Source organism: Streptomyces canarius (assembly GCF_014650735.1).
GTDB lineage: Bacteria > Actinomycetota > Actinomycetes > Streptomycetales > Streptomycetaceae > Streptomyces > Streptomyces olivaceoviridis.
In genome coordinates this window covers 39,271-61,084 of record NZ_BMVN01000027.1, presented here as the reverse complement: position 1 = coordinate 61,084, position 21,814 = coordinate 39,271, and the positions used below count along the sequence as shown (strand labels likewise).

The window sequence follows — 21,814 nt, the reverse complement described above, 5'->3', positions numbered from 1 at the left end:
CCCGCCGTCAGGCCGGGGCCGGGACCGGCTGCACGTCCGTGATCTCCAGCTCCCGGCCACCGCGCAGCTCCTGCGAGGGCCGGTCGCAGCGCGGGCACCAGAAGAACGGCGGCATGCCGACCTCGAACTCCTCGGCACACCCGGCGCACCAGGCCCGCGCCGTCACCTGCTCCACGACCAGCCGGGCCCCCGCGAGCGCCGTGCCGTCGCGGGCCACCTCGAAGGCGAAGTGCAGCGCGTCCGGCACGACACCGGCCAGCTCCCCGACCCGGACGGTCACCGACGCCACGCCGGCCGCACCGTCCGCGCGGGCGATCTCCGCCGCCTGTTCCACGATCGCGGTCGCGATCGACAGCTCGTGCACGGCCGGCTCAGCGCGGACGCTTGGCGCCGGACCGCAGATCGATCATGCGCCAGATGCGCACCTCCCGGACGATGCCCGGCAGTTCGAGCACGAGCAGCCCGAGCGCGAGGGCGCCGAGCGCGACACCCTGCGCGATCAGCACACGCTGTGCCGTCGTCCCCGTCCGCGCCGGCGCGCCCGCCCTTCCCGCCGGCCGCATCCTCATCGCGAAGCCCTTGTGCTGTCTCATCCTGTTCCTCATCCCGGGGAGATGTTCGGCATGATCTTCATGATGGCGTTGTGCCGCTTCCAGTGGATCCCGGTGGAACGGCGCGCGTCGGAGGTGCCGTCCTCGTGGTGTCCGGTCTGGTGCTTGTACGGCCCCCTGTTGCCCTGGTGCAGCCCGCGCACATGCACCGGTGTGTCGGGCTTCGCCTGGGGGCGGCCCACTCGGATGGCGCTCATCGCTGTCGTCCTCTCGTCCTCAGGCCCTCACGACCGCTCGGTGAGCTCCGTGAAGAACCGCTCCACGGCCGGCCAGACCCGGCCGCCTCCGGCGAGGCCGCGCCACTCCCGGCGGACCAGCGCGACCATCCGGAAGCAGTCGTCCACCGGCACGATCCAGTGGTGGTCCAGGCCCCGCACGGTGTTCACCAACAGAGCCTCCACCTCGGGCGCCATGGTCGCCAGCGGAGGACACGCCGCGCACATCCGAGCCCAGCGGTCCGCCTCCACCTCCCAGCGCATCGCCCCGGCCGGACTCGGCCCCTGTGCGGTGACCGTGCCGTCCGCGCGCGGCACGAAGAACACCAGCCCGACCGGCACCCCGAGCGGCCCGGTGTCCACCGGGGCCAGCCGCACCCGGCGGCTCGGCACCAGCAGGTACCGTCCGCCGCCCGCACCCTCGCCGGCGAACAGCACCGCGCACGCCCCGCAGGCGCACAGCAGTTCCTCGCGGTCGGCGGCGTACAGATGGCGGTGCTGCTCCGGCACGGCTTGCGCGCACAGGTCGCACCGCTCGGGGCCGTCCCGCCCGGCGGCCGAGCGGATGACCCGGGCCAGCGCCCCGTCCGCCCTCACCGCGCCTCCCGCACCAGCAGCGAGTCCAGCGGCACGAAGGCGGGGGCGGCCGGTGCGGACAGCTGCTCGACCGCCGTCAGCTCGGGGGCGGCCGTCAGTACGGCCTCCCGTACGGCGTCGGCGACCGTCGGCCCGCCGCCGCAGCCGGACCCGCAGCCACTCGCCTCGGTGACCCGCACCCGGGCCACCTGCCCGTCGACACCGACCAGTTCGACGTCGCCGCCGCGCTCGCGCACCGCCGGCCGCAGCCGGTCGACGGCGCGCTCGGCCCGCCGCGCGGGCGGCTCGGGGTGCAGGTCGTGCAGCACCAGCAGATGCCCGAGCAGCTCGTCCTCGGCGAGCCGTGCGGCCGGCTGCGCACCTGCCAGGTCGAGCATCCGGGCCAGTGCCTCGCCGTAGATCTCGGTCAGCACCCGCACGGCCTCCACGGCGGTGGCCGCCGCGGGGCCGGGCGCGGACTCCAGCCCGGCCAGCAGCTCGTCCAGCCGGGCCAGCCGCGCCTCGACGGCCGGGTCCGCGAGCCGGCCGGCGTCAGCCATGGTTCGCCCCGTACGTCGGCGAGTGCACGGTGGACAGCGTCCTGCCCTTGCCCATGTACATGTGCACCCCGCACGGCAGACAGGGGTCGAAGCTGCGCACGGTGCGCATGATGTCGACGCCCTTGAAGTCGTCGGGGCCGTTCTCCTCGAAGATCGGCTGGCCCTGGACGGCGTCCTCGTACGGGCCCGGGGTGCCGTAGATGTCGCGCGGGCTGGCGTTCCACGGGGTGGGCGGGTACGGGTGGTAGTTGGCGATCTTCTGGTCCCTGATCACCAGGTGGTGCGAGAGGACACCGCGCACCGCCTCGTGGAAGCCGCAGCCGATCGCCTCGTCCGGCACCTCGAAGTTCTCGAAGATCTTCGTCTCGCCGGCCCGCAGCAGCTCCATCGACTCCTCCAGGAACTGAAGGGCCATGGCGGCGGCGTAGGCGACGAAGTAGGGCCGGGCGCGGTCCCGTTCGATGGTGTTGCTCCACTGGGGGATGCGCCACTCCAGGGTGGTCTCCGGCAGCTCCTCCCCCCTGGGCAGGGAGATGCGCACGCTGTCGCCGGTGGCCTTGACGTACGGCGTGTCGACCAGGGCGCTCAGCGCGGTCGACCACAGCCGGGCGAGCGGGCCGCCGCCGGTGTCCAGTGCCAGGTGCTGACCGGTCTCGGGGTGGTACCAGCGCGGGCTCATCACCCAGCTGTAGTTGCCGGCGAAGTCCCGCTTCTGCGGCACCGGGACGGTGGTCTGGTTCCACGGGTGCCGCATGTCGACGGGGTTGCCCAGCGGGTCGTGGGTCACGAACGGCTGCTCGTTGACCCAGTCGTCGTAGAAGGAGCTGCCCAGCAGGACGCGCAGGCCGAGGTTGATGTCGATCAGGTTGTTGGTGACCAGCTTGCCGTCGACGATGATGCCGGGGGTGACGTACATCGCCTTGCCCCAGCGGTTCATGTTCTCGTACCGGTAGTCGACCACGTCCGGGTTCTGCCAGGCGCCCCAGCAGCCCAGCATGATGCGGCGCCTGCCGACCTCCTCGTAGCCCGGCAGGGCCTCGTAGAAGAAGTCGAAGACGTCGTCGTTCATCGCCACCGCCTTCTTCACGAAGTCGATGACGCGCATCAGCCGGGCGAGGTAGTCGGTGAAGGTGTTCGGCTGCGGCATCGTGCCGACGCCGCCCGGGTACAGCGTGGAGGGGTGGACGTGCCGCCCCTCCATCAGGCAGAACATCTCCCGGGTGACCCGGCTGACCTTCAGCGCCTCCTTGTAGACCTCGCCCTCGAAGGGGTTGAAGGCCCGCATGATGTCGGCGATCGTCCGGTAGCCGTGGATGTCCCCGCGGGGCGCGTCGGTGCGCTCGGCGCGGGCCAGCACACCGGGGTTGGTGGCCTTGACCATCGCCTCGCAGAAGTCCACGAAGACCAGGTTGTCCTGGAAGATCGTGTGGTCGAACATGTACTCGGCCGCTTCGCCGAGGTTGGTGATGTTCTCGGCCATCCGCGGCGGCTTGACGCCGTAGGCCATCTGCTGGGCGTAGTTGGAGCAGGTGGTGTGGTTGTCGCCGCAGATGCCGCAGATCCGGGAGGTGATGAACCCGGCGTCGCGCGGGTCCTTGCCCTTCATGAACACCGAGTAGCCCCTGAAGAGCGACGAGGTGCTGTGGCACTCCACGACTTCCTGGTTGGCGAAGTCGATCTTCGTGTAGATGCCGAGGTTGCCGATGATCCGGGTGATCGGGTCCCAGGACATGTCCACGATCTGCGCGGGCTTGCGCCCCGTGACCCGGGCCGGGTCCTCGGTGGTCGTCATGTCGCTTCCTGCCCCTCGTTCGTCGTAGGCGTGGGTGGGTGCCGGCGCTCAGGCACGCCAGTGCGGGTCGTAACCGGTGGTCAGTTCCGGTCCGGTGTGGTGCCACTTGGGTTCGCGGTTCACCGCGACGCTGGTCAGACCACGCAGCCGCCGGATGACGGCGCCGTACGGCTTGAGCAGCGCGGACGACAGGGCTCCGCCGGTCGGCTCGTCCATGAACGGCATGAACGCGTCCGGGAAGCTCGGCATGGTGCAGCCGATGCAGATGCCGCCGACGTTCGGGCAGCCGCCGATGCCGGCCATCCAGCCGCGCTTGGGCACGTTGCAGTTCACGACCGGCCCCCAACAGCCGCTCTTCACCAGGCACTTGGGGGAGTTGTAGTCCTTCGCGAAGTCCGCCTGCTCGTAGTACGCGGCCCGGTCGCAGCCCTCGTGCACCGTCTTGCCGAACAGCCACTGCGGACGCAGCATGTGGTCCAGCGGGGGCGGCGGCGCGGCACCGGCCGCGTGGTAGAGCACCCAGATGAGGGTCTCCATGAAGTTCTCCGGCTGGATCGGGCAGCCCGGCACGTTCACCACCGGCAGCGCGCCCTGCGACCTGAAGTCCCAGCCCAGATAGTCCGCGAGGCCCATGCAGCCGGTGGGGTTGCCCGCCATGGCGTGGATGCCGCCGAACGTGGCACAGGTGCCGGCGGCCACCACCGCCCAGGCCTTGGGCGCCAGTTGGTCGATCCACCAGTTGAGGGTCTGCGGCTCGCCCGTGTCCGGGTCGTTGCCGAACGACGTCCAGTAGCCGCCGCCCTCGATGATGTTCTGGTTCGGGACCGAACCCTCGATGACGAGGATGAACGGCGACAACTCCCCGCGCGCCGCCGCCCGGTACGGAGCGAGGAAGTCCTCGCCGCCCAGGCTGGGGGAGAGGACCTTGTTGACCAGGTTCACTCTCGGCAGGCCCGGGATGAGTCCGGCGACCAGGTCCTCGATGCCGGGCTGCCCGGCGGCCGTCATGGACACGGTGTCGCCGTCGCAGCTCATGCCCTCCGAGATCCAGAGGATGTAGATCTCGTCGAACCCGTTCCCGCGCGCCTCGGACCGGCCGGGTTCACGCGTCACTTCGGTGGTGCCGCTCTGAGTGGTCATGTCGTCGGCCTCCGCTGGAGTCGGTCTCGGAGTCGGTCGTAGGCCGCGGCCAGGGGAGCCGCGAGGGTCAGGGCGGGCGGCTGGTCGGGGGCGTGCGGGTGCGGGCGGGTCGGCGCGCCGGCCTTGGCCTGCCCGATCAGCTCGCCCAGCCGGTCCAGTTCCTGCTGGGAGACGGCCTGCCGCAGCCGGGGCATGAGGGTGCCCTCCTCCTCCTGGATGTGCTCCGTCACCTCACGGCGCAGTTCCGCCACCAGTTCGCCGGTCCGCTGGTCGCCCTCGCCGAGCCGGTCGAGCGCGAGGAGGGTCTGCTTCACCCCCATGTGCTCGCTCAAGTGCTCGTCGATCTCCCGGTCGCCGTCCGGCAGCACCTTTCTGGCCAGCGGATACAGGAGCATCTCCTCCAGGGCCGCGTGCTTGGACAGTTCACGCACCAACAGCTCCACGACACCGCGCCGCTGCCGGTCGGAGGCCGCGGCCTCGTAGTCGCGGAACAACTGCTCGACCATCCGGTGGTCGTGCCTGAGGACGTCAAGGGCGTCCATCGAACCGTCCCTCCTCCGGCCCGGCGGCCGGACGCTCGGGTGGCCGCGGGGACTGCGGCCGGATCGGCCGGCCCGGACCCGGTGGGGCGTCGGGGCCGAGCGTTTCGACCTCGTCGGGCCGGAAGTAGTGGAAACGGCCGTACCAGCCGTGGAGTTCGGCGGCCGGATCGTCGTCGACCGTGACCGCCAGGTGCGTGCTGCCGTCCACGTCGTGGAAGACCGCGGCCACCCGCGCGGTGCGCCCGGCCAGGAACATGTCCTGGGCGTCGGCGCCCCGGCCGCGCGGACACAGCCGCACCCGGCTGCCGCCGCCCACGGGCACGCCGTCCACCAGCACGGTGTCCGTCGCCGGGGACAGCCCGTCGTCGCCGCCCTCCTGCCACCAGGCGGGCCGCTCGGCGGCGGGGGCCGGCGGCCGTTCGGCGGCGGGGGCCCGCGGGGTCAGGGAGCGGATGGCGCCGTGCAGCCGGGAGAAGACCTCCCGGGGCATGGTGTCCACCCGGTCGAGGATCCGCGCGGCCCGCGGGTCGGTGGCCCGGGCCTCCGCCTTCTCCTCGTCGGTCAGCAGCATCGTGCGCAGCGTGAGGATCTCGTCGATCTCCGCCGCGTCGTGCAGGTCGCCCGGGCTCTCCGGCGCCACCTGGGGGTGGTCGGGGAGGATGATCGGCGCGGACAGCAGCAGCGTGCCGGTCGCCCCGTCACCGCTCGGGGACCGGGGCGGGGCCCCGCCCAGCACCGGGAACGTGAACGCGTTGCGGCAGCCGCGGACCTGCTCCGCGAGGGCGGCCGGCGGATCGATCAGCGACACGAACTCCACCCCGTCACCGGTGAGGAGGGTGTGCGTGGCGAGCAGCGCCTGCCCCAGCACCGCGTTACGGGGCGCCCGCGGGTCCGGCGCGTCACCGGTGTTCTCGGTGCGCACCCGCAGCCGGTACAGCCCGGACCCGAGCGGCTCGGCCGTGACCGTGGTCGCGGCCCGCACCTCCCGGCGCCGGCGCACCGTACGCCCCGCGCCCGCCGGCAGCGGCTCGTACTCCGCCCCGGCCGGCGCCCCCACGGCGACCGTCCGGCCCTCCCGCGGCAACTCCTCCAGCGGCAGCACCAGTTCGGTCTCGCGGGGTACGGCCTCCTCGAACGACAGGTGGGCGGTGCCGTCGGCCGTCCGCAACGACTCGACCGGGCGGTGCGCCCCGTCCCCGTCGGCCGCCTCCACCTGCTTGTGCTGGAGTTGCAGATACCGCACGCGCACCCGCACGGCCGCGCCGGCGCGCCGCACCCGCAGCAGGCACTCGGTCCGCTGGTACCAGGAGTCGGCGGAGCCGGAGACACCGGGCGTGACCGGCCCGTCCCGCTCCACCCAGTTCCGGGGCGGCAGCACCCCGAACTGCCAGCGGACCCGGTTCTTCGCCGAGGACCGGCGGTACGGATAGAGCAGATAGCCCTCGTACAGCACGGCGTCCGCGACGGCACTCAGCTGCTGACAAGCCCCGCCGGTTCCGTTCGCCATGCCCTCTCCTCGCCACTGGTGCGTCCGTGGACCCCACCCCCACGGTCACACCGGTCACGCCCGCCCGCCCCTCAGGCGCACCGTCATTGCGCCGTACAGGGGAGAACACCCGTCCGTCACGTGGTGCGGGCCAGGTCCAGGCAGCAGCGGACGAAGTCCCGAACGACCGGGTTCCGGTCGTCGGCGGGCGCCCAGGCCACGGCGACCCGGGTCGGGCTCACCCCGGTGACCGGGCGGTAGACCACGCCGGGGCGGGCGTAGAACCGGGCGGCGGACGCGGGCGCGAGGGCGATGCCGTACCCGCTGGCGATGGCGCTCAGCCAGTCGTCGGGCTGCTCGGTGACCGCGCCGATCCGCACCGCACGGCCCTCGCGCTCACCGGCGGCCAGCCAGTGGTCGCGCCAGGCCCCGGTCTCCGCCGGGGCGGCCACGAACGGCTCGTCCCACAGCTCCCGGAAGGCGATCTCCGCCCGCTCCGCGAGCCGGTGCGTGCTCGGCAGCGCCACCCAGCGCTCCTCGTCGAACAGCACCTCGACCCGCAGCGCGTCCTGTCCCGGGAACGGCAGCCGCAGCAGCGCCGCGTCCACCTCGCCGTCGGCCAGACCCGCGCTCGGGTTCGTCCAGGCCGCCTGCCGCAGCTCGGCCCGCCATCCGGGCCGCCGCCGGGCGAACTCGGCGACGATGCCCGGCGTCGCCTCGTTGGCCGCGCTGGCGACGAAGCCCACGCGCATCACCCGGGCCGTGTGCCGCCCGGCGGCCCGCGCGGCGCGCAGGGCGTCGTCCCAGGCCGCGAGGACGTCCGGGGCGCGGCGCGCGAGTTCCCGACCCGCGTCCGTCAGCGCCATGCCGGTGCGCGAGCGCTCGAAGAGGCGTACCCCGAGCCGGCTCTCCAACTGCCGGATCTGCTTGGTCAGCGCCGGCTGGGACACGTACACCCGTTCGGCGGCGCGGACGAGGCTGCCCTCCTCGGCGACGGCCAGGAAGGAGCGCAGCAGACGGGAGTCGACGTCCATTCCAGAAGGTTATGGACGCTGGTATTGGACGTCGCGGCGACCCTCCCGCGAGCGTGGAGAGCATGAACCTCGCCTGTCTCACCCTCATCTGTGCGACCGTCCTGGTCAACGCGGGCATCGCGGCGGCCGACCTCGCGAAGGCGCCGTTCGTCCTCGCCAACTCGGCCCAGGTCGGCGTGTCGCCCCGCCGGCTCCCGGCTCTGGCGCTGCTGAAGGCCGCCGGAGCGGCCGGGCTGCTGCTCGGGCTGCTGGGCGTACGTCCTGTGGGCATCGCCGCCGGTTCCGGCCTGGTGCTGTTCTACGTCGGCGCGGTGGCCGCCCATGTCCGGGCCCGGGTGTTTCGCACCATCGTCTTCCCGGGCCTGTTCCTGGCGCTGGCGGCCGGGGCCCTGGCCCTGACGGCGGCCCGCTGAACGGGCGCTCGACGCAGCAGGGCCTGGCTCGGGGCAGCACCGGGACCTGGCCAGGGGCAGCGGCGGATCCGGGCTCGGGGCAGCGGCGGAGCCTGGCTCAGTGCAGCAGCAGATACCGGGTGACGAGGGACTGCGCCCGGTCGGCGTCGATGCCGAGGGCCCGGCCGAGGGCCTCCCAGCGCTGCTCGCCGTCCTCCTCGATCATGCAGGCCGCCTCCCGCCCGGCGCGCCGGCTCAGCCGGTCCAGCGCGGCCACGGCCCGCAGGGCGGCGGCCGGCGCGTCCTCGGCCAGCGTGCACAGCTTGTCCTCCAGGGCGCTCAGCAACTGGGCCAGGTCCTCCGGCAGCGGCACCGTCCGCCGCTCGACCGTGCGGATGTGCTCGCTCCAGTCGCGGCGCGGCCCCGAGACGTCCAGCCCCTCCAGACCGTCCCCGTCCAGTTCGTCCCACGGGACGGGGACGCCCCGCCCGCGCCAGCCGCAACTGCACGCGGCGCGTACCGCCGCCGCCCGCGGCCTGCGCATCCTGCCGTCGTACGCCCACCACTCGCTGGTCCGGTACATCTCGGCGCCGCTGCCGATGTCGAAGTACGCGGGCTTCGGCTCGCTGCCGTCCTCCAGGACGGCTCCCACGATGCCCTCGTGGGACTCCCCGAACTCCTCGGTCGTCCATCCCACGGCCGCCTCCCTCCCCTCGCCGGCTCTCTCCCGCCCATCATCGGCGACGCCGTGCCCGGCCGGAGAGCGGACGGGAAAAGGGGGCCGAAAGGGGGTGTCGGCGGTGCTGTGGGAAAGGGCGGGTGTTCGACCCTCTGTCCGGTATGCGCTCGCGCCCGTACACTGCCAATCCACAGACATGCGGGCGGAGTTGACCGGGGGGAGCCATCATGTCCGGAGGTCCGTACGGTCCGGGTCGGGGTTTCGGCGGCCCACCGCTGCCGCCCATGCCGCCGGGTCCGCCACCCAGACCGGCGGCCCCGCCGCCCGCGCCGCCGGACGCCTGGCGGGCCATCGCGGTCGCCCTGCTCAACCTGAGCGGGCTCGGCCTCGGTTACGCGCTCCTGCGCCGCTGGGTGGCGATGGCCGCCTGCTGGGTCGCGACCGGCGTGCTCCTGATCGTCGCGCTCCCCGCCGACGCCGACGGCCTCCCCGGAGCCGTGCCCGCCGGCTACGCCGCCCTGCTGCTGGTGGCGGCAGTCCACGGCGCACTCGCCGGACTGCGCACCCGGCTCACCCGGCCGGCCGGCACGCCGCTCGCGCTGCTGCTGGGCGTGGTGCTGCTCGCCGTACCGGCCGGCGGCGCCCTCTGGTACGAGGACGCCCACGACGAGGCCGTGGAGCAGGCGCTCCTCGGCCGCCTGGAGCGCGCCGACGACCTGGTGGCCGACAGCGGCCGTCGGTCCTTCGGCGCCGCGCGGCCCGACTACGGGACGGCCCTCGGGGTCTACCGCGACATCGCCGTGCACCACGCCGGTTCCCGCGCGGCCCGGCAGGTCCCCGACCGGCTGCGGACCTACTACACGACGGTCGGCGCGGCCTACGGCCACCGGGAGTACTGCGACGCCGTGGAGCCGCTGAAGTACCTCCGCACCGTCCCGGACACCATGCCGGAGGAACAACTCGGCTCGCTGGCGCGGTGGCCCGACGACCGGCTCGCGACCGCCCTGTACGAGTGCGGTGCACAGCACCTGGCGAGCGGCGACACGGACTGGGTGAACCGCTTCGGCGACCTGCTCGACACCTTCCCGCGGTCCGGTGCGGCGGCCAAGGTGGTGCCCGCCGTCGACGCGGCGGTGGCGAAGACGGAGAAGGCCGTCGGCGGGGACGAACCCTGCGCGGCCGTCGAGAGGTTGCGCGACCTCGACACCCGGATCGCCGACCTGTCCAGGTCGGCCGGTGACACGGACGGCCGGCTGGCGAAGGCCGCAAGCCGGGCCGGCCGCAGCGGCGACGCCGGCGGATACGCCTGCGGTGTCGACCAGTACCGGGACGGGGACTTCGACGCGGCGCGGAAGACCATGGAGCAGTTCGCCGCCGGCCACCGGCACGACAAGAACCGCCCCCGCGCCCAGAAGATCGCCATAGCCGCCGAGGTAGCCCAGACCCTCCCGGCGGCCGGCAAGAAGCTGCCCACCCTGGCCTCCGGCGGCAGCATCTCCGTCACGGTCAAGAACGACAGCCCGGACGACATCACCGTCCTCTACACCGGCCCGGTCACCGGCAGCTTCACCCTCAAGGGCTGCGGCGGCTGCAAGGCGTACACGTTCGCCGACACGGCGTTCTCCACCTTCAAGCCCTGCAACGACAGCGGCCGGAACTACCCGCAGCGCACCATCAGCCTGCCCGTCGGCACCACGTACTTCGTGCACAAGCCGAACGGCGGCAGCACCGCGACCCCGGCCTCGGACACCGCCAGGCTCCGGTCCGGCTACATCTACACGGAGTGCGCCTACTCGACCCAGCGGCTGGGCTCCGGGTACTGACTGGCGTGCCACACCCCGGGGCACGCTGCCGGGTTCGGGTACGACGACCACCTCCTGGTCCCGCGCCGCGGGGGAGCGGCCGCCACGGCCGGGTACTCGCGCGACAGCCCGAGCACGACACCCGGAGGCGGGGACCGTGTGCGACGACGACCGCATCGGCAATCCCTGGGGTCCCCGGACCCCGTACGACCGAGGGACGCCCTGGCCGGTCCGCACGGACCTGCACCTCGCGCCCGGCCTCACCGAGGCGGACGTGGAGCGCTGGGTGCCGTCCGCCTCGGTGCTGCACTCCAACGGCGACGCCATGGACATCGCCGTACGGCACGGACGCATCGTCGGCGTGCGCGGGCGCGCCACCGACCCGGCTGACCAGGCCGCTCGTCCGTGAGAACGGCCGGCTGGTGCCCTGCGGCTGGGACACGGCCATGGGCCGGATCGCGTCCCGCACCCGGAACCTGCTGGACGAGCGCGGTCCCGGTTCCATCGGCTTCTACACCACCGGCCAGCTCTTCCTGTCGGTCTTGCCGTTCGGCTCGCCCTCCAGACGGCGGGCGGTGGCGTCGTCGGCGTGCAGGTGCACGGGCAGCGCGCGCGTGCCGTCGATGAACTTGGTGAGCAGGGGGAAGCGCGGTCCGTGGGGGCGGTCGCCCAGCAGGCCGCCGGGGTCCTTCGCCATCAGCTCCCGCAGCGACCGCCCCGCCGGCGGACCCTCGGTCACCGTGGCGCCCTCCCCGTCGACGTCGCTGACCTCCCAGGTCTCGGCGACCGGGCCGCACGGCAGCCCCGTCCGGCCCAGCCGGTCGGCCAGGGCCCGGCCGCCGAAGACATGCTGTCTGACGGGCGTGCTGAGGCGCAGCGGGGACCAGCTCACCGGGGGCGCCATGTCAGCCGGCCGCGTTGTCGACCCGCATCCGCACCTGTTCCTCCAGCCGGCGCAGGCTGCCGTCCAGCGCGTCGCACACCGCCCGTTCGCCCGGGTCGTGGCCCTCCTCGAAGAAGGACAGGTGCACGGTCACCTCGCTGGCTCCGCTGCCGATGCCGGCCACCTGGAGCCAGCCGGCGTAGGCGCCCTGCTCGCGCGTGCCCCACTCCAGGCGCATCTGGTCCGGCTCGGACCGCAGAAGGGCGGGCGTGTCCTCGCCGGAGCGGTCCTCGTGGACGGTCACGGCGGGCGGATCCTGGACGTCCACGTGCAGCTCGCCCGGGAGCCAGGCATCGAGCTGGGCGGTGTTCGCCGCCTGGTCGAAGACCTGCTCGGGCTGCGCGGGCATCGTGCGGGAACGTTCGTACTCGGTCATCGTGGTCTCGCCCCTCCGGTCGGAAGCAGTTCCCCGACCGCGTGCCCCTTCCACGGCGACCGAAAAGCCCCGGCGGCACCTCGCTCCGCCGGCCTCCGGCTGATCACAGGCCGAGGGCGATGACCGCCGCGCGCTGGGCCCGGAAGTATGACCGCCGCGCGCTGGGCCCCGGCGTACGACCGCCGTGCGGGGAACCGCTCACCCCACGGCCGCGCGTGCCGTCCGCTCCACCAGGGACACACCGTCGCTCATGGAGGCGCTGCCGTCCGACAGCACCGCGACGAGGTACCGGTGCCCCTTGACGGTGATCCGGCCGACGCTGTTGACGTCCCACAGGCCCGTCGTGTCGCGCTGGAGCCAGCCGTTCTTCAGGGTCTTCCCGGAGCCCTCGGTGCCGGCCGCCGGGACGCCCCAGGTCTGCTCGGGCACGACCCGGCTCATCAGGGCGCGGATGTAGGCGCGGGAGTCCGCGTCGAGCCCGCCGGAGCCCGCGTGGACCGTTCCGCCGGTGCCGAACACGGCCCGCAGCAGCCGTATCTGGTCGCGCGCGGTCGTCCGGGTCAGGCCCCACTTGGCGCCGGGCCCGCCCGTCGTCGAGGTCAGGCCCAGGCGCTTGTTGGCCGCCGCCAGCCCGGGGGCCCGGCCGATCTGCCGCCACAGGGCGTTGGCCGCCGCGTTGTCACTGCGCCGGATCATCGGCTCGGCGCGCTCCCGTTCCCGCGCGGTGAGCCCCCGCCCCGCGTCCTGTGCCTGGAGCAGCAGCGCCGCGAGGATGTCGACCTTGACGATGCTGGCGGTGTCGTACGCCCTGTCCTCGCCGTGCACCACGGGTGTGGGGTCGGTGCCGTCCAGGTCGAGCACGGCCGCCGTGGCCTGTGCCGAGGCGGCAGCGGCCGGAGTGGGGTGCAGCAACCCGGTGGCGAGGAGGGCGGTCGCCGAGGCCACGAGGGCGCAGACCTTGGCGCGTGCTGTGCGGGAGAGGCGGGACGACATGGGTCACGAACGTAGACAACCGTGGCGCGCGGCGACGTGGCGCCCGTCACCTCAGGCCCCGTTCGGCCCGAAATGTGAGAAGAGCCACCGAGGGGACGCACCGTTCCGACCGGGTCGCTTCGGCAGCCGCGCGTACGCGCAGCGGCGTGTACGCGCGGCCGGGCCGTGCTCCTCGCTTATCGTCGGCCAGACACCGACATCCGGAGTGAAAATGGACAAAGCGGATGAGCTGGTTGGTGTGACGGAGGGCGTGGCGGCCGTGCCCCACCCCGATCCGCCCGTGCGCCGCATCCGGCCGTGGCCACCGGGCGCCCGCCCGAGGCCCTGGCCGCCCGGCGCCGTCCCCCGGCCGTGGCCCCTCGGTGCCGCCCTCACACTCGCGGCCGTGCTCCTCCTGGCCGGCACACCGTGGCTGAACCACCCCGCCGTCCAGGCATGGCGCACCGTCTGCCTGGCCATCACCGTCCAGGCGCTCCCCTTCCTGCTCCTCGGCACCGCCCTGTCCGGCGCCATCAACGCCTTCGTGCCGGCCGACCTGTTCACCCGGGTGCTGCCGAAGCGGCCGGCCCTCGCCGTCCCGGTCGCCGGCGTGGCCGGCGCGGTCCTGCCGGGCTGCGAGTGCGCCTCCGTACCCGTCGCGAGCAGCCTGATCCGCCGGGGCGTGACCCCGGCCGCCGCCTTCGCCTTCCTGCTCTCCGCGCCCGCGATCAACCCCGTCGTCCTCACGGCCACCGCCGTCGCCTTCCCGGGCGACCCCGCGATGGTCGCCGCCCGGCTGCTCGCCTCCCTCGCCACGGCGGCCGTCATGGGCTGGCTGTGGCTCTGGCTCGGCAAGGAGACGTGGCTGCGCCCGCTCCTGCGCCACCGGCACACCGGCCACCGGCACGGCCACAGCCGCCGGACCGAGTTCCGGCTCGGCTTCCAGCACGACTTCCTGCACGCCGGCGGCTTCCTCGTCGTCGGCGCCATGGCCGCCGCCACCTTCAACGTCACCGTGCCGGGCTCCGTCCTCGACGCCTTCTCCGGCTCGCCCTGGCTCTCGGTGCTCTTCCTGGCCGTCCTCGCCGTGCTGCTGGCCGTCTGCTCGGAGGCCGACGCGTTCGTCGCGGCCTCGCTCACCGGCTTCTCGCCCACCGCCCGGCTCGCGTTCCTGGTGGTCGGTCCGATGGTCGACCTGAAGTTGATCGCGCTTCAGGCGGGCACCTTCGGCCGCGCCTTCGCCTGGCGGTTCTCCACGGCGACCACCGTCGTGGCCGTCACCGCGAGCGTCCTGGTCGGAGGCGCGCTGCTGTGAAACGCCCTCTCCAGGCCCTGCTCCTGGCGCTGACCGGCACCGGACTGCTGCACACGGCCCTCCTCACCGACACCTACCTGCGCTACGTCAAGGCCGGACTGCGCCCGGCACTGATCGTGTCCGGCGCCGTCCTGCTGCTGCTCGGCCTGGCGGCAGCGGTCACCCGGGACCGGCGGCACACGGCCGACGGCACCGGGTACGGCCACGACCACACCGGCACCCCGCGCGTCGCCTGGCTGCTGTTCCTCCCCGCGCTCAGCCTGCTCCTCCACCCCCCGCCCGCGCTCGGCGCGTACACCGCCGCCCGCGCCGACACCAAGCCCGTCGCCGTGCAGAAGGGGTTCGCGCCGCTGCCCGCGACCTCGCCGCTGCCGCTGACCCTGACCGACTTCACCAAGCGGGTCCAGCAGGACCGCGGCCGGGCCGTCGAGCACCGCACCGTCCGGCTGACCGGCTTCGTCACCCCGGCCGCCGAGGGTGACGGCTGGTACCTGACCCGGATCGTCTTCTCCTGCTGCGCGGCGGACTCACAGACGGTCAAGGTGCGCGTCCACGGCAGCGAGGCCCCGCCCGCCGACACCTGGCTGGAGGTGACCGGAACCTGGCACCCGCGCGGCACCCTCGGCACCAGGACGGCGGAGGCGGCGCTCGACGCCGGGGACGTCCGACCCGTCGCCCCGCCGGTGAACGCCTACACCGACGACCTGCCGCTCAGGCCCTCCGAGGAGCGCTGAGGGCCGCCGGTCGGGCGGCGCGGCCGGCCGGGGCGCGCCCGATCCGGAAGTCAGGCCCGGCCCGCGGCGGACGACCGGCCGGGAGAGGTGCAGGATGGTGTCATGACCCTCGCTCGGGCGACCGGGTCCGGGAGACCGCGGGGGCCGCTGCGGGTTCCGGCCGCCGGTGGGCGCAAGGAGGCGGTGACGATGACACGGACACCTCCCACGACGGTCACCCGGGTACGGCTGTGGCGGTGGCGGCGCAACCCGCTGCGGCGGCACAGCGATGTCGTCGAGGCCTGGATCGTCCTCGCCGGCTGGGTGCTGGCCCTGGTCGTCGGGGTCGTCGCGGGCCTGTGGGCGGCCCAGGTCTCCGAGTCCGCGTTCGCGGCACGGCTGACCCACGTGCACCCGGTGTCCGCGGTGCTCACCGACGACGCGGCGCGGACCCCCGCCGCGGGCAGCGGCTACGACGACGGACGGGTCTGGGCCGCGGTGCGCTGGACGGACCAGGACGGTGCGGCGCACACCGACCGGGCGAAGGTCCTCCCGGGCGCCCCCGCCGGTACCCGGGTGACGGTGTGGACGAACCAGGCGGACCGGATCGTGTCCGCCCCCGTCACCGGAGCGGCGGCCGACCTCCAGTCGGCGCTCACCGGTGTCCTCGTCGCCCCGGCGGCCGGCGCGCTGGTCTGGGGCGCCGGCCGGCTGGTCCGGGGCCGGCTCATCCGGCGGCGCCTGGCCGAGTGGGACGAGGAGTGGAGGCAGATCGGACCCCGGTGGGGGAACCTCAGCGGAGGGCGGGGCTGACGGGCCCGCGACCCTTGCGCCTACCACGGAGGTTGTACACCGGTCCGGCCCTACCGCGGCCGTTGGAGCCGGGCGTCAACTCCCGGGTTGGCGACGTGCGCACCCCCGGCACGTAGCTTGTGTGCCGTGCCGAGAGGCACTCGTCAACCAGGGGGAAACACATGCGGACGAACATCTTCACCAGGACCCTCCTCGCCACCGCGACCACGGTGGCGCTGGCCGCGGGGAGCCTCGCCGTCGCGGGCACCGGCTTCGCGGCGCCCGCGACGGTCCATCCGGCGGCTGCCACCGAGGCCGTCACCCCGCAGGCCGTGACCAACCTCGGCCTGAACGCCACCGAGGCGAAGAAGGTCCAGCGCTGGCTGAAGACGTACTGGAACTACCGGAACTCCATCGACGGCAAGCTCGGCACCAACAGCTGGAAGGCCTTCCAGCGCTGCCTGAAGAAGTACTGGGGCTACACCGGCCCGATCGACGGCGTCGTCGGCAAGGGCACGATCAAGGCGCTCCAGCGGCTCCTGAAGGACAGCTACGGCTACCGCGGCCCCATCGACGGCGTCGCCGGCTCCGGCACCAAGGCCGCGTTCAAGCGGTTCGCCAACGCGCACTGAGCCCCGGCACGGCGGCCCGCCCGCACGCCCTCCGTCCCGCTGCCGGAACGGAGGGCACCGGGTGGGGGAGGCCCCGGGAAGACGGGGCCGACGGGTGAACCGGGGGCGTGATCACGCTCCGTGGGGTTACCCGACGGACATGGCGAAGCTGCACGTACCACGGCGGCACCACAAGCAGGCCGCCGACGAGACCCCGCAGACGCGGATCCCCGCGCCGGACGAGGCCGGACCCGGCGAGGACGTCGAGCGGAGGGCGCCGGACACCCCCGTGAAGCTGCCCCGGCGCGCATGGCCGGCGGTGTTCAAGGGCTCGCTGCGCGAGTTCCGCGACGACGAGCTCACCGACCGGGCCGCGGCGCTCACCTACTACGCCGTCCTGTCCCTGTTCCCGGCCCTGCTGGTGCTGGTCTCCCTGCTGGCCGTCGGCGGCCGGTCGGTCACGGACAAGGTCCTGGCCAACCTGCGGAACCTCGCCCCCGGCCCCGCCCGCGACATCATCACCCGGGCGGTTCAGCAGCTCCAGAACGGCACCGGAACCGGCTCCCTCGTGGCCGTCCTCGGCCTCGTGCTGGCCGTGTGGTCGGCCTCCGGCTACGTGGCCGCGTTCATCCGCGCCGCCAACGCCGTCTACGACATGCCCGAGGGCCGCCCGGTGTGGAAGCTCCTCCCCGTGCGCGTCGGCGTCACCGTGGTCCTGGTGGTTCTCGCCGTGGCCAGCGCGCTCATCGTGGTCTTCACCGGCGGCCTGGCCCGTCGGGCCGGGAACGCGCTCGGGCTCGGCGACACGGCGCTCACCGCGTGGTCCATCGCCAAGTGGCCCGTGCTGGTCCTGCTCGTCACCGTGATGATCGCCATCCTGTACTGGGCGACCCCGAACGCCAAGGTCAAAGGGTTCCGGTGGATCACCCCCGGCAGCGTCCTCGCCCTGCTGATCTGGATGGCCGCCTCCGCCGGCTTCGCGTTCTACGTCGCCAACTTCGCCTCCTACAACAAGACCTACGGCACCATGGCCGGCGTCATCGTCTTCCTGGTCTGGCTGTGGATCACCAACCTGGCCATCCTGCTGGGGCTGGAGTTCGACGCGGAGACCGTACGGCAGCGGGCCATCGCCGGTGGCCACCCGCCCCGGGCCGAGCCGTACACCCAGCCCCGCGACACCAGGAAGTGGGACGAGGAGGACGTACGCCGCCTGGACGAGACCTGACGCGCCCGCCCTCCCCGCTCCGTCACGCCGCGTACCCGCCGTCCACCGAGAACTCCGCGCCCGTCACGTACGCCGCGTCCGGCCCCGCCAGGAAGGCCACCATGGACGCGACCTCCTCGGCCGTACCGAACCGGCCGAGGGCGGTCACGGCCGCCTGACCGGACGCGTACGGGCCGTCCGCGGGGTTCATGTCCGTGTCCGTCGGCCCCGGGTGCACCACGTTCGCCGTGATCCCGCGCCCGGCCAACTCCCGCGCCAGAGCCTTCGTCAGCCCCACCACGGCGGACTTGCTCATCGCGTACAGCGTGGCCCCCGGACCCGGCACCCGCGCGGTGACACAACTGCCGACCGTGATGATCCGCCCGCCGTCGCCCATCACCGCGGCGGCGGACCGGGCGGCCAGGAACACCCCGCGCACGTTCACCGCGAGGAGCCGGTCGACATCGGCGAGGGACAGGCTCTCCAGCGGCCCCGTCATCCCGACGGCCGCGTTGCCCACCAGCACGTCCAGCCCGCCCAGTTCCTCCGCCGCGCGCCGCACCGCGTCCCCCGCCTGCGCCGCGTCCGCCGAGTCCGCGCGCAGGGCCACCGCCCGCCGCCCCAGCGCCTCGATGTCCCGCACGACCTCCTCGGCCGCGTCCTTGCCCCGCACATAGGTCACGGCCACGTCCGCGCCCTCTCGCGCCAGTCGCCGTGCCGTCGCCGCGCCGATGCCCCGGCTGCCACCGGTGACCAGTGCCGTCCTGCCCCGCAGATCCGTTTCTGAAGTCATGTGCCCATCCCAGCCGACGGCCTCGGGGAGCACCGGCGGCGAACGGACATCGACCTCGGCGGTGCGGTGTGCGGTCGGCCCTGCCGGGCGGAGAAGCCGGTCCTGCCGCAAGCCGATGGCGCGTCCCGGTGTCTTTGGGCAGGCTGACGCCATGACACAGTCACAGCCCCTGCTGTTGCCGCCCTCGCAGGCACAGTTCACCGAGCAGCTCCCCTACCACCGTCTGGCCCGCCTCTCACCGCGCTACCGGTGGTGGCGCCCCCTGCTCGGGACCCTGGTCGTGGCCGTGGCGTACATGATCACCGTGGTCGTCCTCATGCTCCTCGTCGCGGCCCTGGGCTCGGGCCTGGGCCACCCCCAGGACGACGACGGCTGGCCGGAGTTCGGCCCCGTCTCCGAGACCGCCGTCGACCTGCTCTGCATCGCGGTCGGCATACCCGTCCTGCTGCTGGTCGTGCGCTGGATCGGACGGCGCCCGGCCGGCACGGTGTCCTCCGTGACCGGCCGGCTGAGATGGCGCTGGCTGCTGCTGTGCGTGCTGACCGCCCTACCGATCCTGGGCCTCGCGATGGGCTGTCTGTTCCTGCTCCCCGCGGACGGCGAGCCGGACAGCCAGTGGGTGGGATGGCCGGCCTTCGGACGGGCCCTGGTCATGCTGGTGCTGCTGGTGCCGGTGCAGGCCGCCGCCGAGGAGTACGTGTTCCGCGGCTGGCTGACGCAGACCGCCGGGGCCTTCCTGCGTTCGCCGTGGGCCGCGCTCGTGCCCCAGGCGTTCCTGTTCGCCGCCGCCCACGGCTGGGGCACGCCCTGGGGCTTCGCCGACCTCGTGGTGTTCGGCGTGGCCGCGGGCTGGCTGACCTGGCGCACCGGCGGACTGGAGGCATCCATCGCCCTGCACACCGTCAACAACCTGTTCGCCTTCGGCGTCTCGGCCGCCGTCGTGGACGGGCTCACCAGCGACGAGACCGCCGCCGACGCGAGTTGGCAGCTCGTCGTGTTCGACGTGCTGAGTATCGCGCTGTACACGGCGGCCGTGGCGTGGTGGCTGCGCCGCCGCCGACTGGACCGCACGGCTCCGGCCCCCCAGCCGCCGGCTCTCCCGCCGGGCTGCCCGTACGGCAACGGTGTTCCGGTGCCGCAGCAGTGGACGGGGCAGCAGGGATGGGGTCCCGGGGTGGCGGGTGCTCCGCCGTGGGCGGGGCAGCCCGGATGGGGTCCCGGGGTGGCGGGTGCTCCGCCGTGGGTGGGGCAGCCCGGATGGGGTCCCGGGGTGGCGGGTGCTCCGCCGTGGGCGGGGCAGCCGGGGCCCGGTGCGGTCGGTGCCGGGCCCCGGGCCGGTCAGGGCGGACCGGGTGCGGGCGTTCCCCTGCCCGCACCGGACGGGACCGTCCCGCCGCCACCCCCGGCCGGTCGACCTGAGACCGCTACGGACCTTCCGCCCACCTCTCCGGGCGCGGGGGGAGACGGCACGGACCGTACGTAGGCCGCGGCCGGCTCGCGCGCCCGGGCGTCTCGTCCACCACGCGCACGCCGCCGGCCGGTGTGCCCTTCTCAGGGCTCCGCGTCCTCGGCGAGATCGGCGGCCAGGGCCGCCAGCGGGAAGTCCCTGCGGCTCGCCGCGCGTGCGGCCACGAGGGCCAGCGCGGAGGGCAGCCGGCCGCACCGGCGGACGATCTCCCTTACGGCCTCCGGTTCGGCGGCCGGCCGCGCCTCACCGATCCGCCGGGCGAGCAGGTCACGGGCGTCCGCCTCGGAGGGCAGACCCAGGTGCAACGTACGCAGGCCCCCGGCGGCCCGCTCCCGGGACCCGGACGACCCGAGCCGTCCTGCCGGCCCGGCGGGTTCGGCCACCGACCTCGCTCCGATCGACCCGCCCCGGCTCGTGGCCACCGTCAGGCAGCCCGGCACCTCGGGCAGCAGCGGGCGGAGCTGTGCGAGGCAGACGGCGTCGTCCAGCAGGACGAGCAGTCGGCGTCCCGCCAGCGCACCGCGGTACCGCGCCGCGAGGGCGGTCACGCCCGCGGGCATGCTCCGCGTGGACACGCCGAGGGCCCCGAGCAGCCGGCGCAGTGCCTCGGCCGGCTCCAGGGCGGCCTGGTGGGGAGCCGATCCGCCCAGCTCCAGGTAGAGCTGACCGTCCGGGAAGCGGTCGGCGAGCCGGTGCGCCCAGTGGACCGCCAGCGCGGTCTTGCCGACACCGGCCGGACCGCTGATCAGCACGCCCGACGCAGGGCAGGTGCCGGTCGAGGGGGCCGGCGCGTCCGGCACGGCTTCCGCGCCGCGGAGGGCATCCGGCGTTGTCCGTGGTGTCCCCGCGGTCTCCGCGTCCAACAGCGTGTCCAGCGCCGCCAGTTCTCGGTTGCGGCCCGTGAAGACGGGCAGGTCCGGGGGGAGTTGGGCCGGGCGGACGAAGGGGCGTGCGGGGGCCGGTGGGGCGGTGGGGAGCCGGTGCCGGGCGGGGCGTATCTGCTGGCGCAGGACGCGGGCGTGGGCCGCGGCCAGTTCGGCGCCGGGAGCCACCCCCAGCTGTGCGGCGAGGTCGCGGCGCGCGTCCTCGTAGGTGGCCAGCGCCTCCGCCTGGAGCCCGCACGCCGCCAGGGACAGGATCAGGCGGGCCAGCAGCGGCTCGTCGAGCGGGTTCAGTGCGACGGCCCGGCGCACGCTCGGCAGCACCTGGTCCGCGCGCCCGCACAGCAGCGCGGCGTCCGCCGCCATCCGCGCCGTGCGGAGGATCTCCCGGTCCACGGCGGCGAAGTGCGGATGCGCGCGCACCGGCCCCGGCAGATCGGCCGCCACCGGGCCGCGCCACAGCCGCAGGGCCCCGGCGAAGTGCCGTACCGCCTGCTCGGGGCGCGCGGTGGCGGCGGCCCGCATGCCCCGCCGGCTGAAGGCGCGGAAGCGCGGCAGGTCGGCCTCGTCGGCCGCCGCCTCCAGCAGATAGCCGCCGGTACGGCCCAGCAGGCGCCGCCCGGGTGCGCGCGGGGGCAGTCCGGGCTCCAGCAGCCTGCGCAGCGTGCCGACGTGGCGCCGTACCGCGTTCGGCGCGTCGGCGGGCGGCCGGCCCGGCCAGAGGACGTCGACGATCGTGCTCATCCGCACGGGCCGGCCCGGCCACACCAGGAGCACGCCGAGCAGGGCCCGCGCCTGCGGATACCCGAGATCCAGCTCGCTCCCCGCGCACAGCACCCGCAGCGGGCCGAGCACCTCGAACCGCAGCACCTCGGACCGTGCCACGTCACCGAGCCCGTCGGGCACGCGCACCCCCC

Annotated in this window: 24 protein-coding genes and 1 pseudogene; 9 read left to right on the top strand and 16 right to left on the bottom strand. The window is 74.2% G+C overall.

What is annotated here, in order from left to right; genetic code table 11:
* Positions 1 to 7: 7 nt before the first annotated feature.
* The 10 genes from hypA to IE294_RS30440 form a co-directional block, all read right to left on the bottom strand.
* Positions 8 to 364 (bottom strand): hydrogenase maturation nickel metallochaperone HypA, encoded by a 357-nt coding sequence (gene hypA / locus IE294_RS30485; protein ID WP_189891406.1) that lies wholly within the window; start codon positions 362 to 364, stop codon positions 8 to 10.
* A gap of 7 nt (positions 365 to 371) precedes the next feature.
* The gene (locus IE294_RS30480; RefSeq protein ID WP_189891404.1) at positions 372 to 593 is read right to left on the bottom strand and encodes a hypothetical protein; all 222 of its coding nucleotides are present in this window, start codon (positions 591 to 593) and stop codon (positions 372 to 374) included.
* Between the two features lie 8 nt (positions 594 to 601).
* A complete protein-coding gene (locus IE294_RS30475; protein ID WP_189815215.1) occupies positions 602 to 808 on the bottom strand; it encodes a hypothetical protein in 207 nt (68 codons plus the stop codon).
* Between the two features lie 27 nt (positions 809 to 835).
* On the bottom strand, positions 836 to 1,423 hold the full coding sequence (locus tag IE294_RS30470) for a DUF5947 family protein (RefSeq protein ID WP_189891402.1): 588 nt from the start codon (positions 1,421 to 1,423) through the stop codon (positions 836 to 838).
* Positions 1,420 to 1,962, bottom strand: a complete 543-nt coding sequence (locus IE294_RS30465; RefSeq protein ID WP_189891400.1) for a NifU-related iron-sulfur-binding protein — start codon at positions 1,960 to 1,962, stop codon at positions 1,420 to 1,422. The genes IE294_RS30470 and IE294_RS30465 overlap by 4 nt, the downstream gene beginning before the upstream one ends.
* Complete coding sequence (locus tag IE294_RS30460; RefSeq protein WP_189891398.1) at positions 1,955 to 3,754, bottom strand: nickel-dependent hydrogenase large subunit; 1,800 nt, start codon at positions 3,752 to 3,754, stop codon at positions 1,955 to 1,957. Before IE294_RS30460 ends, IE294_RS30465 begins: the two co-directional genes overlap by 8 nt.
* A gap of 48 nt (positions 3,755 to 3,802) precedes the next feature.
* Complete coding sequence (locus tag IE294_RS30455; protein WP_189891396.1) at positions 3,803 to 4,894, bottom strand: NADH-quinone oxidoreductase subunit B family protein; 1,092 nt, start codon at positions 4,892 to 4,894, stop codon at positions 3,803 to 3,805.
* Positions 4,891 to 5,436, bottom strand: a complete 546-nt coding sequence (locus IE294_RS30450; protein ID WP_189891394.1) for a hemerythrin domain-containing protein — start codon at positions 5,434 to 5,436, stop codon at positions 4,891 to 4,893. The genes IE294_RS30455 and IE294_RS30450 overlap by 4 nt, the downstream gene beginning before the upstream one ends.
* Positions 5,423 to 6,943, bottom strand: a complete 1,521-nt coding sequence (locus IE294_RS30445) for a hypothetical protein (protein WP_189891392.1) — start codon at positions 6,941 to 6,943, stop codon at positions 5,423 to 5,425. Before IE294_RS30445 ends, IE294_RS30450 begins: the two co-directional genes overlap by 14 nt.
* Before the next feature lie 116 nt (positions 6,944 to 7,059).
* Positions 7,060 to 7,956 (bottom strand): LysR family transcriptional regulator, encoded by an 897-nt coding sequence (locus IE294_RS30440; protein ID WP_189891390.1) that lies wholly within the window; start codon positions 7,954 to 7,956, stop codon positions 7,060 to 7,062.
* A 62-nt stretch (positions 7,957 to 8,018) separates the two neighbouring features.
* Between IE294_RS30440 and IE294_RS30435 the strand changes: the two genes are divergently transcribed.
* Entirely contained in the window at positions 8,019 to 8,369 is a 351-nt protein-coding gene (locus IE294_RS30435; RefSeq protein WP_189891388.1) for a DoxX family protein, read from the top strand.
* A gap of 97 nt (positions 8,370 to 8,466) precedes the next feature.
* On the opposite strand, the gene IE294_RS30430 is transcribed toward IE294_RS30435, so the two are convergent.
* On the bottom strand, positions 8,467 to 9,045 hold the full coding sequence (locus IE294_RS30430) for a hypothetical protein (RefSeq protein WP_189891386.1): 579 nt from the start codon (positions 9,043 to 9,045) through the stop codon (positions 8,467 to 8,469).
* A 266-nt stretch (positions 9,046 to 9,311) separates the two neighbouring features.
* Here IE294_RS30430 and IE294_RS30425 point away from each other — a divergent pair, with 266 nt between their 5' ends.
* Together IE294_RS30425 and IE294_RS30420 are read left to right on the top strand one after the other, a co-directional pair.
* Entirely contained in the window at positions 9,312 to 10,850 is a 1,539-nt protein-coding gene (locus IE294_RS30425) for a hypothetical protein (RefSeq protein WP_189891485.1), read from the top strand.
* A gap of 136 nt (positions 10,851 to 10,986) precedes the next feature.
* Positions 10,987 to 11,365, top strand: a pseudogene (locus IE294_RS30420) (molybdopterin-dependent oxidoreductase); the annotation flags it as partial.
* Here IE294_RS30420 and IE294_RS30415 read toward each other — a convergent pair.
* The 3 genes from IE294_RS30415 to IE294_RS30405 form a co-directional block, all read right to left on the bottom strand.
* Positions 11,341 to 11,721: a hypothetical protein gene (locus tag IE294_RS30415; protein ID WP_229917433.1), complete on the bottom strand. Its 381-nt coding sequence runs from the start codon at positions 11,719 to 11,721 to the stop codon at positions 11,341 to 11,343. The pseudogene IE294_RS30420 and the gene IE294_RS30415 sit on opposite strands and share 25 nt — an antisense overlap.
* Before the next feature lie 13 nt (positions 11,722 to 11,734).
* A complete protein-coding gene (locus tag IE294_RS30410; protein WP_189891384.1) occupies positions 11,735 to 12,148 on the bottom strand; it encodes an SRPBCC family protein in 414 nt (137 codons plus the stop codon).
* Positions 12,149 to 12,346: 198 nt separating this feature from the next.
* Positions 12,347 to 13,141 carry a serine hydrolase gene (locus tag IE294_RS30405; protein ID WP_189891383.1) on the bottom strand — a complete coding sequence of 265 codons (795 nt, stop codon included), beginning with the start codon at positions 13,139 to 13,141 and terminating at the stop codon, positions 12,347 to 12,349.
* A gap of 211 nt (positions 13,142 to 13,352) precedes the next feature.
* Here IE294_RS30405 and IE294_RS30400 point away from each other — a divergent pair, with 211 nt between their 5' ends.
* The 5 genes from IE294_RS30400 (at position 13,353) to IE294_RS30380 (ending at position 17,776) form a co-directional block, all read left to right on the top strand.
* Positions 13,353 to 14,435, top strand: coding sequence for a permease (locus IE294_RS30400; protein ID WP_229917432.1), 1,083 nt, complete (start codon positions 13,353 to 13,355; stop codon positions 14,433 to 14,435).
* Positions 14,432 to 15,169 carry a TIGR03943 family putative permease subunit gene (locus IE294_RS30395; protein WP_189891381.1) on the top strand — a complete coding sequence of 246 codons (738 nt, stop codon included), beginning with the start codon at positions 14,432 to 14,434 and terminating at the stop codon, positions 15,167 to 15,169. Before IE294_RS30400 ends, IE294_RS30395 begins: the two co-directional genes overlap by 4 nt.
* 189 nt (positions 15,170 to 15,358) lie before the next feature.
* Positions 15,359 to 15,961, top strand: coding sequence for an Rv1733c family protein (locus tag IE294_RS30390; protein WP_189891379.1), 603 nt, complete (start codon positions 15,359 to 15,361; stop codon positions 15,959 to 15,961).
* 161 nt (positions 15,962 to 16,122) lie between these two features.
* On the top strand, positions 16,123 to 16,572 hold the full coding sequence (locus tag IE294_RS30385; RefSeq protein ID WP_189891377.1) for a peptidoglycan-binding domain-containing protein: 450 nt from the start codon (positions 16,123 to 16,125) through the stop codon (positions 16,570 to 16,572).
* A gap of 139 nt (positions 16,573 to 16,711) precedes the next feature.
* Positions 16,712 to 17,776, top strand: coding sequence for a YihY/virulence factor BrkB family protein (locus tag IE294_RS30380; protein WP_189891375.1), 1,065 nt, complete (start codon positions 16,712 to 16,714; stop codon positions 17,774 to 17,776).
* Positions 17,777 to 17,798: 22 nt separating this feature from the next.
* On the opposite strand, the gene IE294_RS30375 is transcribed toward IE294_RS30380, so the two are convergent.
* A complete protein-coding gene (locus IE294_RS30375) occupies positions 17,799 to 18,548 on the bottom strand; it encodes a 3-oxoacyl-ACP reductase family protein (RefSeq protein ID WP_189891373.1) in 750 nt (249 codons plus the stop codon).
* A 151-nt stretch (positions 18,549 to 18,699) separates the two neighbouring features.
* Here IE294_RS30375 and IE294_RS30370 point away from each other — a divergent pair, with 151 nt between their 5' ends.
* Positions 18,700 to 20,031, top strand: a complete 1,332-nt coding sequence (locus IE294_RS30370) for a CPBP family intramembrane glutamic endopeptidase (protein ID WP_189891371.1) — start codon at positions 18,700 to 18,702, stop codon at positions 20,029 to 20,031.
* A 68-nt stretch (positions 20,032 to 20,099) separates the two neighbouring features.
* Here IE294_RS30370 and IE294_RS30365 read toward each other — a convergent pair whose 3' ends face one another.
* Complete coding sequence (locus tag IE294_RS30365) at positions 20,100 to 21,803, bottom strand: AfsR/SARP family transcriptional regulator (protein ID WP_189891369.1); 1,704 nt, start codon at positions 21,801 to 21,803, stop codon at positions 20,100 to 20,102.
* Between the last annotated feature and the right edge of the window lie 11 nt (positions 21,804 to 21,814).

Coding starts and splice junctions, on each gene's coding strand:
- IE294_RS30480 (WP_189891404.1), bottom strand. CDS start 593: ATGAGACAGCACAAGGGCTTCGCGATGAGGATGCGGCCGGCGGGAAGG.
- IE294_RS30475 (WP_189815215.1), bottom strand. CDS start 808: ATGAGCGCCATCCGAGTGGGCCGCCCCCAGGCGAAGCCCGACACACCG.
- IE294_RS30465 (WP_189891400.1), bottom strand. CDS start 1,962: ATGGCTGACGCCGGCCGGCTCGCGGACCCGGCCGTCGAGGCGCGGCTG.
- IE294_RS30460 (WP_189891398.1), bottom strand. CDS start 3,754: ATGACGACCACCGAGGACCCGGCCCGGGTCACGGGGCGCAAGCCCGCG.
- IE294_RS30455 (WP_189891396.1), bottom strand. CDS start 4,894: ATGACCACTCAGAGCGGCACCACCGAAGTGACGCGTGAACCCGGCCGG.
- IE294_RS30450 (WP_189891394.1), bottom strand. CDS start 5,436: ATGGACGCCCTTGACGTCCTCAGGCACGACCACCGGATGGTCGAGCAG.
- IE294_RS30445 (WP_189891392.1), bottom strand. CDS start 6,943: ATGGCGAACGGAACCGGCGGGGCTTGTCAGCAGCTGAGTGCCGTCGCG.
- IE294_RS30440 (WP_189891390.1), bottom strand. CDS start 7,956: ATGGACGTCGACTCCCGTCTGCTGCGCTCCTTCCTGGCCGTCGCCGAG.
- IE294_RS30435 (WP_189891388.1), top strand. CDS start 8,019: ATGAACCTCGCCTGTCTCACCCTCATCTGTGCGACCGTCCTGGTCAAC.
- IE294_RS30425 (WP_189891485.1), top strand. CDS start 9,312: ATGCCGCCGGGTCCGCCACCCAGACCGGCGGCCCCGCCGCCCGCGCCG.
- IE294_RS30410 (WP_189891384.1), bottom strand. CDS start 12,148: ATGACCGAGTACGAACGTTCCCGCACGATGCCCGCGCAGCCCGAGCAG.
- IE294_RS30405 (WP_189891383.1), bottom strand. CDS start 13,141: ATGTCGTCCCGCCTCTCCCGCACAGCACGCGCCAAGGTCTGCGCCCTC.
- IE294_RS30400 (WP_229917432.1), top strand. CDS start 13,353: ATGGACAAAGCGGATGAGCTGGTTGGTGTGACGGAGGGCGTGGCGGCC.
- IE294_RS30390 (WP_189891379.1), top strand. CDS start 15,359: ATGACACGGACACCTCCCACGACGGTCACCCGGGTACGGCTGTGGCGG.
- IE294_RS30385 (WP_189891377.1), top strand. CDS start 16,123: ATGCGGACGAACATCTTCACCAGGACCCTCCTCGCCACCGCGACCACG.
- IE294_RS30380 (WP_189891375.1), top strand. CDS start 16,712: ATGGCGAAGCTGCACGTACCACGGCGGCACCACAAGCAGGCCGCCGAC.
- IE294_RS30375 (WP_189891373.1), bottom strand. CDS start 18,548: ATGACTTCAGAAACGGATCTGCGGGGCAGGACGGCACTGGTCACCGGT.
- IE294_RS30370 (WP_189891371.1), top strand. CDS start 18,700: ATGACACAGTCACAGCCCCTGCTGTTGCCGCCCTCGCAGGCACAGTTC.